The sequence below is a fragment of the Rhodopirellula maiorica SM1 genome (genome assembly GCF_000346295.1).
Classification (GTDB): domain Bacteria; phylum Planctomycetota; class Planctomycetia; order Pirellulales; family Pirellulaceae; genus Novipirellula; species Novipirellula maiorica.
In genome coordinates this window covers 1-10,969 of record NZ_ANOG01000456.1, presented here as the reverse complement: position 1 = coordinate 10,969, position 10,969 = coordinate 1, and the positions used below count along the sequence as shown (strand labels likewise).

The 10,969-nt window shown below is 54.8% G+C and carries 7 protein-coding genes; 5 read left to right on the top strand and 2 right to left on the bottom strand.

Annotated features, from left to right (window positions below; translation table 11 throughout):
• On the bottom strand, positions 1–206 hold a 206-nt coding region (locus tag RMSM_RS42595), incomplete at its 3' end, for a hypothetical protein (RefSeq protein WP_236622139.1).
• 341 nt (positions 207–547) lie between these two features.
• Here RMSM_RS42595 and RMSM_RS36880 point away from each other — a divergent pair.
• From RMSM_RS36880 to RMSM_RS14355, 5 genes are all read left to right on the top strand, one after another.
• Positions 548–1,372 (top strand): helix-turn-helix domain-containing protein, encoded by an 825-nt coding sequence (locus RMSM_RS36880; RefSeq protein WP_008697313.1) that lies wholly within the window; start codon positions 548–550, stop codon positions 1,370–1,372.
• 11 nt (positions 1,373–1,383) lie between these two features.
• Positions 1,384–2,361 carry a hypothetical protein gene (locus RMSM_RS36875; RefSeq protein ID WP_008697312.1) on the top strand — a complete coding sequence of 326 codons (978 nt, stop codon included), beginning with the start codon at positions 1,384–1,386 and terminating at the stop codon, positions 2,359–2,361.
• Between the two features lie 540 nt (positions 2,362–2,901).
• Positions 2,902–4,008: a hypothetical protein gene (locus RMSM_RS14365; RefSeq protein ID WP_236622138.1), complete on the top strand. Its 1,107-nt coding sequence runs from the start codon at positions 2,902–2,904 to the stop codon at positions 4,006–4,008.
• Positions 4,009–4,025: 17 nt separating this feature from the next.
• Complete coding sequence (locus RMSM_RS14360; protein ID WP_008697306.1) at positions 4,026–7,697, top strand: cytochrome c biogenesis protein; 3,672 nt, start codon at positions 4,026–4,028, stop codon at positions 7,695–7,697.
• A gap of 791 nt (positions 7,698–8,488) precedes the next feature.
• A complete protein-coding gene (locus RMSM_RS14355; protein WP_160168294.1) occupies positions 8,489–9,673 on the top strand; it encodes an SHD1 domain-containing protein in 1,185 nt (394 codons plus the stop codon).
• Between the two features lie 68 nt (positions 9,674–9,741).
• Here RMSM_RS14355 and RMSM_RS40955 read toward each other — a convergent pair.
• Positions 9,742–10,969: hypothetical protein (locus tag RMSM_RS40955; RefSeq protein WP_040766670.1), on the bottom strand; the 1,228-nt coding region annotated here is incomplete at its 5' end.

Genomic DNA, 10,969 nt, shown 5'->3' with positions numbered 1-10,969 from the left:
TTGTGGTTGTCGCCACGTCGTACGTCTTCAGCCAACCGCCGACGATTACCCCCCAACAGAAACATTGCCTCATTCGCCAGAAACGTCAGATTAACAGAGCAAAACGTTTCGGGTGGCCAAGCCGAGAAGGTATTGGGAGTGGTCGGCCAGGCTAATGCTGCCCCTATCAAGTGGGTGCGGCAGGCGACATGATCGGTTTTTCCCATTCTGACGGCTCGGGAAGTCAGACAATTACGCTAATCGATACCGGAAAATCTTGGATGGCTGTGTATCATATTGATAGATCGGGAACGATTCGGCTGGTCAGCAGTCGCCCGATCGACGCCGATTTTTCGCTTCAGCTCAATGCCACTTCGCCCCTGCCCGAAGAAATTCGTCAAATGAATAGGGTAAAAAGTAGCAAATTAGGTAATTTGAGGCACAATAGGCGTCTAGTCGTAACCCACAATTCAACAGTTTCCGACCGGTCTGCAATGAATCAGACCGCTTGTCCCTATTCGCCCATCCTGAATTTCGCACTGCGATTTACCGGAGCCAAAGAACACACATGGCTGATTATCTCTCCCTCGAAGACGCTGCGAAAAAGCTAGGCATTCCTACCGACCGCTTGGTCGAGCTTCGTAGCCAAGGTGAAGTCCGAGGATTCCGCGACGGAGCGAGCTGGAAATTTCCTGAAAACGAAATCAGCCGACTGGCCGATGAGCTGGCCGCCGGAGACGTGGGCGATATGCTCGGCGGATCAGGCGATCTTGTCAGCGACATGGATATCGGATCCGGTATTTCGCTTAGCAGCGGCACCAATATCATTGGCGGCGACGATGCCGATGCAGGCGACGGCAGCGGTAGTGATGTCGAACTCGGTATCGAACCATCGACCAGCGGTAGTGGAAGCGATGTGAACTTGGTCACAGGCGGCAGCGATGTGGGCAGCGACGTCGCATTGGTAGCCAGCGACAGCGACGATCTGTTGGGCGATCTTGCCGATATCAGTCCGGACGATGGTGATTTGGAAGTCAAAAAAGAACCACTCGAGATCGACTCGGGCGAGCTGAGTCTCGCTGAACCTGCGATCAGCCACGACTCGGCACAAATTGATCTGTCGATCGAACCCAACGCCGGCAGCACCGGCCCCGTCACCGATGCGGAACTCAAAGAACTACTGGATTCCGAACCAACCAACGTGTTGGCGTCCGAATCGGGCATCAATCTAGGCAGCGACATTGTTGGCAGTGGCATCGACAGGGCAGCGACCTTAGCTTTGCTCCGATTAGCGAAGAGGACAGCGACGACATCGTCATCGGTGCCGACGATAGCGAACTCGATATCCTCGAGGACGACGTTGCATCGACTTCCAAGGGCGGTTCGGAACTGAAATCTTCGGGGATGAGCAGCTTGGAATTGATGGACGAACTTGATTCGCCCGCAGCCGGAGGTGGCAAAGCATCTTCGATGGGTCTTAGTGGCGATGTTTTGAGTGAGCTTGATTTGCTGGGCGCTGAACAAGGCGGCAGCGGATTGATCTCGGGAGATAGCGAGAATTTGCTAGCCTCTTCGGGATTGGGCAGCAGTCTCGGACTTGGCGCCCTCAGTTCGGGTGCCGTGATCCCCGGTGGCGATGACGCCCTCTCGCTTGATGATGACGACGATTTGCTGATTGCCGACGATGATGATGATCTTGTCATCGACAGTGCCGAACACGATTTGTCGGTTGCGGGTGACAGCGGCATTAATTTGATGAGCCCATCGGATAGCGGTCTGTCGCTGGAAAGCGAACCTCTGGATTTGGCCGGCAGCAGTGTTTCCGCACTCGATCTTGGCGGCGAAATTTCCCACGGCAGCGGAGTCGGCAGCAGTGCTTCGGGTGTCGGCGGTGACGGATCGATGGTCGATTTCCAAGCCGACGAAGAGTTCCAATTGTCCCCTTCGGGCATCGGGTTAGAGTCCGAGATCGATAGCGATTCTCAGGTCATCGAAGTCGAAGATTCCGAATTGATCGGCGAGCCGGTCGAATTGGGTGGCGATTCGTTTGGCGACGCTGATGCATTCGGCGGCGATGCCTTTGATGCCGAAGCCGCTCCGGTCGAAGAAGGATTTGTCGAAGGCGAAGAAGTCGCTGCCGAAGGTGTCGGAATCACCTCGACCGCGACACGAACCAAGACCGCTAGTGGGCCGTCTGCGGTTAGCACTTACGAAGTCCCTTTCACCTTGCTGCAATGTTTGACGCTTGTGATGATCATCGGCGTTCTCAGTTTAGGCGGGATGTTGATGACCGATTTGCTTCGCAACATGTGGACTTATACCGAGCCTTCTGCCCCAGTCAGCTCGTTGACCGATTCGCTGATCAGCTTGATGGGTTGGTAGAGGCTCAATCGGCCGCCGATCACGGTCCTTTGTGATCTTTTGCCGCCGTGACATGCTGTCGCAGGCAAGCGGACGATTTGGCGGCTTTGTCAAAGCAGATTTTCAGGTGACGAAACTCATCTGTAAGTTTCGAATTGCTCGGGAAAATCCGGTAAAAGTCTTAACGGCTGCCGCTACATCCCGTCCTTGTTTTCGGCCGCGAAATTGTTTTGGCGACGACGTCGTAGGCTTGCCGGTGGGATGGCTGCTTTGCAGCAGCGGTGAGTTTTGAAATTTCGCTGCCGCTGGGAACCCCGGTACGTTAGAATCGTGGGTACGAAACAAACGCCTGCGGGGTTTCTAATTCAGTGGGGGCACCTTACCTTCATGGGTTCGTACCTAACCGGACCTTCATGGGTTCGTACCTAACCAGGCTGGAACCGCAAAATGCAGTGTTCCCTGTTTCGCCCTACCCCCATAGCCAGCTCCAGGATTCTGATGGCCGACATGTTGCGGACCGCCCGCTTTTTTGCTCCCCGAACCCTCGCGATCTCTTGCGTCATGCTACTGCTAGCAGTCGCATCCGGTTGTCAGAAAACCGATCCGATCGTGACCTATTCGATTCCGACCGAGGTGCCCGAGCAACTTCGTGCGGGCAACGACCGCATGCTGGCGGTGATGGTCCCTAAAGACGATCAAACGTGGTTCTTCAAGATCACCGCGGCTCCTGAGGAAGCGGTTGCCGTAGTCGAAGATGACTTTCGCAAGTTTGTCGAATCGATCACGTTCGAAGATGACAAACCAGTGCTCGGCGAATTACCAGAGGGTTGGCAGCTCGGGGGATCCAAGCCGATGCGTTTTGCCTCGATCGACGTCAACACGCCTAACAAGCAGCTCGACATTAGTGTGTCGTCACTCCCCAAACAACCCGACTGGGACGCCGAAGTGGCGATGAACGTCAATCGTTGGCGAGGGCAAGTCGGTTTAGCGCCATCGAGCGAAAAATGGGCAAGCGGTGAACCGATTGAAATCGAAGCGGCCGACGGAACTGCGATTTGGGTCGATATCGTTGGCAAATCAAGTGGCGGGTCCCCGCCGATGATGAGCGGTATGACTGGCGGCCCAATGTCTCGCGGCCAGATGCCCAATGACGATATCCATAGCGGTGTCGCTGGCGGCTCGATGGCAGCGGGTTCCTCAGCCTCGAAAGCACCAGCATCCGGCGCCGGCGGCTCGGCGGAAAGTCCTGCTTCGCGTTTCAAATACGATCGTCCCGAAGGTTGGCGTGATGGGCGAATGTCCAGCATGCGAATGGCGGCGTTCAACGTTGGCCCCGAAGATGCCGAAGCCGAAATCACGGTCATTCCGGCCGGAGGCGACCTGCGTGGCAACGTCGCTCGCTGGCTCGGCCAAATCCGCCCCGAAGGCGTTGCAGACGAAGTCGTCGACAAAGCGCTCGAAGATGCTGAAAAAGTCAAAGTTGATGGCCGAGATGCCCAACGGTTCTTACTATTAGGTTCAGACCCCGACGCTGGCACGGCGATCGACGCCACCATTGTCCCATTGGACGAAGGGTTCAGTTTGTTCATCAAAATGACAGGCCCTGCCAAAACCGTGACCGCCGAATCCGAGGCAATCAAGTCGTTCCTCGAATCGATCCAACTTTAGCAGTGTAAAATCAATGGATGAGCACTGACGTGCTGAAGTTGTTTCCAAACAACCAGCAAACGCTCGCCCCCCTCCCCACCTCACTCATCACCAAAACCATGGCTACAACCACTTCGCATTCCGAATACATCGATCATCAAACCGAAGATTCATTCGGCGAGTTCAGTCATGTCGCGTTGCGTTGGCTCGGTTCGCTGAAAATGACCGTGACGCTCTTTGCGTTATCGTTGATTATCGTCCTGGTCGGCACGCTCGCCCAAGACGAGATGAACATGTTGGAAGTGAAACAGCAATACTTCCTGTCGTGGTTCACGATGTTGCATTTTGATGACTTTGTCCCACAAGCGTTCTATCGGCACAGCGAGCCATTACCGGGCATGATTCCGTTTCCGGGCGGAGCATTGATCGGATTTTTGTTGATGGTGAATTTGGTCGCGGCAAAAATCACGCGGTTCCGAATTCACGCCAGCGGATCGAAGCTGATGCTGGGTATCGGATTTTTGGTTGCCGGTTTGGTCGCCACCGGATTGGTCGTGTTGGCCGGACACAACGACGACGGACTGCAAGGCACGCCACCGATTTCTTACGACGCATTGTGGGGTTGTGTGTTGGTCGGACTTGGATTGCTGGCGGCCGGCGCTGTCGCATGGGGAACTCAGGTTCGCAACGCAAAAATCGCAATGCTGCTGTACCAATTAGGTGGGTTATTTGCGCTACTATTGGTGTCATCCTTGTTCAGCGGTTTTCGTATCGGTGACCCCGGACTGCGGATCGTTTGGCAATTAACCAAAGGCCTCGGCGTCGGCGGCATCCTGTTGGTGGGCTGCCAACTGGTGTTCAATAAACAGGGCGGCAACGTGCTGTTACACCTGGGCGTTGGACTGTTGATGGTGGGCCAATTCACCTTCGGAGACCGTCAACTTGAACAACGACTCAGTCTGGTCGAAGGCGAATCGACCAACACGCTGGTTAATTTGGATGCGGTGGAACTGACCTTTATCGAACGGCTCGATGGCGTCGACAACATCATTGCGATTCCAGGCAGCCGTCTGCAACAAGCCGCAGCATCAGGTTCACTGATCGAAGACGAAACGCTTCCGGTCAACGTCAAAGTAATTGAGTATTTTCCCAATTCAACGCTTAAAGAAGCTGACAGCGAAGACAACATCGCCACCGCCGGTATTGGATTAGAAGTCAAAGCCATCCCGGTGACCAAGGCGGGCGGAACCGATGGCGCAATCAATGTTCCGTCGGCCTACGTCGAACTGATCGACAAGACGTCGGGCGAACCGATCGCAACACACCTGTTGAGTCAAGTCATTTCGGATCGCGAAATGTTGGTCCCCGGGGAACCAGTCAAAAACGATTTCGATTCATTTACGGTAAATGAGAAGAGCTATGACATCGGCCTGCGTTTTCATCGCGAAGTCAAACCGTATTGGGTACAACTCGAAGACGTTCGCCGTGTGAACTGGAGCGGCAGCGATACGCCACGTGATTACTCGTCGTTCATTCGCATCATCGATACGGAAACCGGCGAAGACCGCAAAGATCGAGTGTGGATGAACAATCCGCTTCGCTATCGTGGCGAAACGTTTTATCAATCCAACTACACCCCACTTCCCGGTGGCAAAGAGATGACCGGAATTCAGGTTGTCCGCAACTCGGGTTGGCTGATTCCCTACGTCGCTTGCAGCATCACGGCGCTCGGCATGCTGGTTCACTTTCTCGGCACGCTGACACGATTCCTGGATCGCCGGGAACGTGAAACTCGCAAAGAGCTGGCGGCACTGGCGGAATTCAATCAGACGCCTCCTTCGAAGTGGCCTGTAGTTGCCACAGTCGCCGCGTTTGCCGGAATTGCACTGATGATGTTGATTCCTTGGCCCGCCGTGATGAACTCGATGCGTCCGAGTGAGCGGATGAAACAGTTCGACTTCTATACCGCGGGCAAAATCCCGACCCAATTCGGCGGCCGCGTGATGCCGCTGGACGCCTACGCCCGTCAAACGCTGAAAGCGATCAGTAATCGAGAATCGTTAAAACTCGATACGGCGCCGAAAGAAATCCAAGATCACACCTCTGGCCGCTCGATTTCGGCGATGCAGTGGTTGATGGAAGTAGCGATCGACGATCCCGCGCTGCACGATTTGCCGATGTTTCGCATTGATGCCGAAGAGGTACGCAGCGAACTAGGGCTCGAGCGACGCAAAAGCAAACTGTACTCGCTAAACGAAATTCGCGAGCAATGGGACGAAGCAGCAAGGCTTGTCGAAGCGGCTGGCAAAAAAGAGGCCGTCAATCAATCGTTCAAAGAAAAGAAGTTGATCGAATTGGATCGGCGTACGCGTCACTACACGTTGACCGCGGCAGCGTTTCGGATTCCGACACCATCACAATTCCCCGCCAGCTTCTTTCCGGAGGGGACCAGTGAACAAGATCGTCAAATGTTCGCGATACGGGAACTAGAAATGCGAATGGAAAGTCTGGCTAAGATGCCAGCACCGGCCGTGATCCCTCCGGTCGAGAACGTTGCGGAGGAATCGGTAGACAATCCAAAGTGGTCGGCTTACGCCCCCGCGTTTTTTGACATGGTCAAAAGCTCGCTCGGAACCGGCGTGACGCCCCAAGCGTCGATCGAGTCATTTGGTGACGTGATCAAAGCGTACAGCGACACGGACACGGTCGGCTTCAACACCGCCGTCGATGAACATCTCGCCGCGGTGCAAAGCTACCCTATCCCCGGTTACGACAAGGGGATGGTTTCGCTGGAACGATGGATGCAATCCAATTGGCCCACCGGTGTGACGATGTTTTTGTATCTCGCGTCGACCGTCTTAGGACTACTGTACTTTTTGTTCCATCTGCCTCGGATGCGACAAGCCGTCTGGGGAACGCTGGCAATTGCACTTGCGATTCACACCTTCACGATTTTGTGCCGCATTGCCATTACTGGCCGCGCTCCGGTCATCAATCTTTACTCGTCGGCCGTCTTTATCGGCTGGGCCGCAGTGTTGTTTGGTTTAGTCGTCGAACGGATTTTCAAATATGGTACCGGCAACCTGTTGTCCGCCGTCGCGGGTGTGATGTCGCTGTTGGTCGCCTATGGGCTGAACACCGGCGATACGATGCCGGTGCTACAAGCGGTACTAGATACGCAGTTCTGGTTAGCAACTCATGTGATCAGCGTCACGCTCGGTTACGTCGCCACGTTGGTCGCCGGCACGATCGGGATTGGTTATTTGATAGCCGGTTGGGTTGGCAAAGACGCCAAGGTGATGAAGGATCTGTACCGAATGTGTTACGGTGCCGCCTGTTTCGGAATCCTGTTCAGCTTCGTCGGCACGGTCCTAGGCGGGCTGTGGGCTGACGACAGCTGGGGGCGTTTCTGGGGCTGGGATCCGAAGGAAAACGGAGCGTTGTTGATCGTAATCTGGAACGCATTGATGTTGCACGCTCGCTGGGACGGCATGGTCAAAGCACGTGGTTTCTGTGTACTGGCGATCGGTGGCAATATCGTCACCACCTGGAGCTGGTTTGGCACGAACGAGCTTGGCATTGGACTGCACAGCTACGGTTTCACCTCCGGCGTCTTGATGTGGTTAAGCCTGTTCATTGCAACCCAAGCCGCCTTCATCGCCGCAGGAATCGCATTCGGCCGCAAACCCAGCGACCTCGAATCGGCATAAAGGCATGCGTCGTCTCGCACGCACGTCTCGATATCCTACGCTTCCGCCGGGCTTGCCCCGGTCGGGACGACAACTGGCAGCTACCTACAAATCTGTTCTCCGCGATGGATCTCCGCTGCGGGCTTGTCCCGGCGGAATCCACGAATCAAGTCGTTGTGACCGCCGAGACAGGGTGTATCTGTAGCATCCCTCTGCCTCCACCGCCGAGGCAAGTGGGATAGGCATCCTGCCTGTCATCAGCGTTGTTTTTTGCCCGGCGTCACTTTTATCCCGAGTGCACCCCACGACTTCAGTACGATGCCGAACAACTCCTGTCGTCACTTCGTGACTCACGGCGCATTCGCTTCATTTTCCAGGGACTTACGTCCCTGGCTACAGCCTGCCGGCGCGTTGCGACTAAGGAATCGAACCCGCACAAACCAACATACTTCTTCAAAACGGACCACAAGTGCTTGCACTTGTAGTCCCGGCTGTTCTAGAATCGGTCAGAAATCAATCGTCGATCGATTGAAAACACGAGGCTTCAATACGCTCAAAATCGGACGCACCGCCTGCCGGATTGCACAAACATCCATGAGACTGCAATTCGCTCATTAATAATTCGGATGCGTTGTTTTGAATTTTAAGGGTGAGCACATTCGGGGCTCAGTGGTGCAATGATCTGGAAAGTAAGAAACGACCAGCTTGGTAAGGCGTGCGTTCTGATGTTGCTCGTGGCTGGAGTTGGATGGCCAGAGTACTCGTACGGTCAGAACAAATCCGAATTGCCAAAACATTTCGTGTTTGACTCCGTGCGTGTTTTTTATGCGACGGAAGGGCCTTCCGCAGTGCCACTGGAGGATACGAACGCTTCGGGCACTCCCGATCATGTGGAGGACATCACGAAGCAGATCTGGGCCGCGAAGAAGCTATTCTGTGACGTTTTGGAGTTCCCCGATCCGTTGACCAGCGAGCGATATCCGGGCGTGACGTGCATTGAGGTATATCTTCGCGATCGCGAAGAATTTGGCGGTGGAAACGGCGCGGCCTACGACGAATCGCAACGAGCGAGGAAAATTCCCGAGGGCAAACCAGACGACCGTGCAATCGTTATGAACATTGGACGTCATGTTGTTGCCTCACAGAACATCACCCCGGCACACGAGTTCTTTCATCTGGTCCAATACGGTGCCACGTACTTCAAGAGACGTTGGTTCCTGGAGGGACAGACGCGTTGGTCAGAACATGCCCTCGGTAAAGACGGTATCGGTGATGTTAAATATTTCCCTCAAGGACCGTGGCCGCAACCAGCGATGAATCTCCCCACCCTCTTTTCGATGACATACGACGCGGAATTTGTCTTGTGGAATCCCATCGCAGTGGGAACGGATCCGAAAGGAACACTACCTCTGACGCCGGAACTTAAAGGGGTCGCAGGATTGCGTTACTCGGACGGTTCGCCCGTTCTCAATGATCTGAGTTTGACAGGCGCTGATATTATGCGTGAGATTTTGATCGAACTTGGAAAAATGGATGACATTGCGTTCAAAGAATTGGAGTACGCAGACTGGAGCGAAGCCAATCAAAAGGCTTCTGAAACCGACAACTACATCTACCAAGCAATCATGGACACGCTGCGCCGTCGTTATCGGATGGTCGGACCTTTCCAGGGAACCAAGTCGATCGCAGCGGATTCGTCACGATCCGCGAACGACGATAAAAACATGAAACGAGCGGATGCCAATCCTCAACCGTTCGCACACGATAATTCGGATGCGAAAAAGACATTGGCCGCCGATGCTCGCAAGTGGAGAATATGGACGACCCGCGATGGAAAGCACAAAGTGGATGCAAAGTTTGTGAAGTACATCGCAGGAACGCTTACACTACAGAAGAAAGACGGCACCGCTGTCGACGTAAAACTTGATCTACTTTGCCACGATGACAAAGAGTTCGTAATGCAGAGGAAATGGACGAAAGCTAGCGAATCCCATTAGGATTGCCAAAGCCTAGTGAACACGAACCCCCCGCTGAGCTGAGCGAGATTGGACCGGGGCAAACGCCACTACGGTTCGCTGATCGTGGGGCCGCCGCTGAAGGTTTGCGTGGTCTGGATCCTTGGCGGAGGCGAGTGACTGGGGTCGCGTGGAAGCGATCGGCTCGGAGGCAACAACCACTGCATCAGAGGCGTCGTCTGCTCGGACATTGGCACTAACACGCTGTGCGACGGTGCGACCGCTTTGGCCAACTCGATCGCAGGCATCTCTAACTCACGAGCTTGTACCATCGAGTAACCGTCGGCAATAAAGACCACGCCGGCGGGCAAGCCTTCATAACCATGTTCGGTGCGGCAGATCCCATCGAGTGTCATCTTGGCACCAAAAATTTGAAACTGCATTGCCAAGTGGTCGTAGGGAACTGGACGCGAGCTGGTGATGTCGGTCTGAATCGTCATTCCAAGATCTCGCTGCATTGACGCCAGCAATGACGTTCCCACTAAACCTTCTTTCGCTCGCAGCTCGGCAATCACGTCGACCGTTTTGCCCGGACGAATCATCCCGCGGCGAAATCGCAAACTGGCGTTACCGGTTAATTGATGCGGCAACCGCTGGAACAACCTCGCCAAATCGACTTGATCGAATCGCGACGTGCTCAAATCCACCCACCAACCATCAGGCTCGATACACCATCGCATCATGCCCGAGAACGTGGCCTCATTACCCAGCATCGCCATCACATCGCTGTACTGGGCCAGGGCAGAGCAGGGCAGGGCAGTGTCGCCGGTTTCGAGCGTCCACATCGTCACGGGAGCCAAACCGCTACGGTCGCGAACCACTTCGATGCGAAATCCGCGATCGGTGGGCTGACCGGTCGGCAAACATTCGATCGTCGCTCGCGTCGAACTGCCGATCATTGATGGGTTGCACGGTTCGATCCATGCATCGACATCACGCAGCGTCATCGGCCCAGCGTCGCTGTGAAGGGTCAAGTCGTTGGCGGCAAAACGGACCGGCGTGGAAACGCAGATCGATTGGCACAAAAATCGATCATGCACCAATCGCCAAGTATTGCCAAGTTCCGACGATTGCAACTCGGGTTGATGCAGCACAATCGAAACGCCGTCATTCACTTCGCTCCAGCTTAGCTTGTAAACCTTGGCGACTTCGCGTTTCGTCTCGGGATCCAACAGTCGAACGTTTTGCAATTCCAACCGCGAAGGACTGGGACGATCAAAATCTTCGATCTCGACAATGAACCCAGTGTCCTTAGGCGATCGATGCGGTGATCGTTCG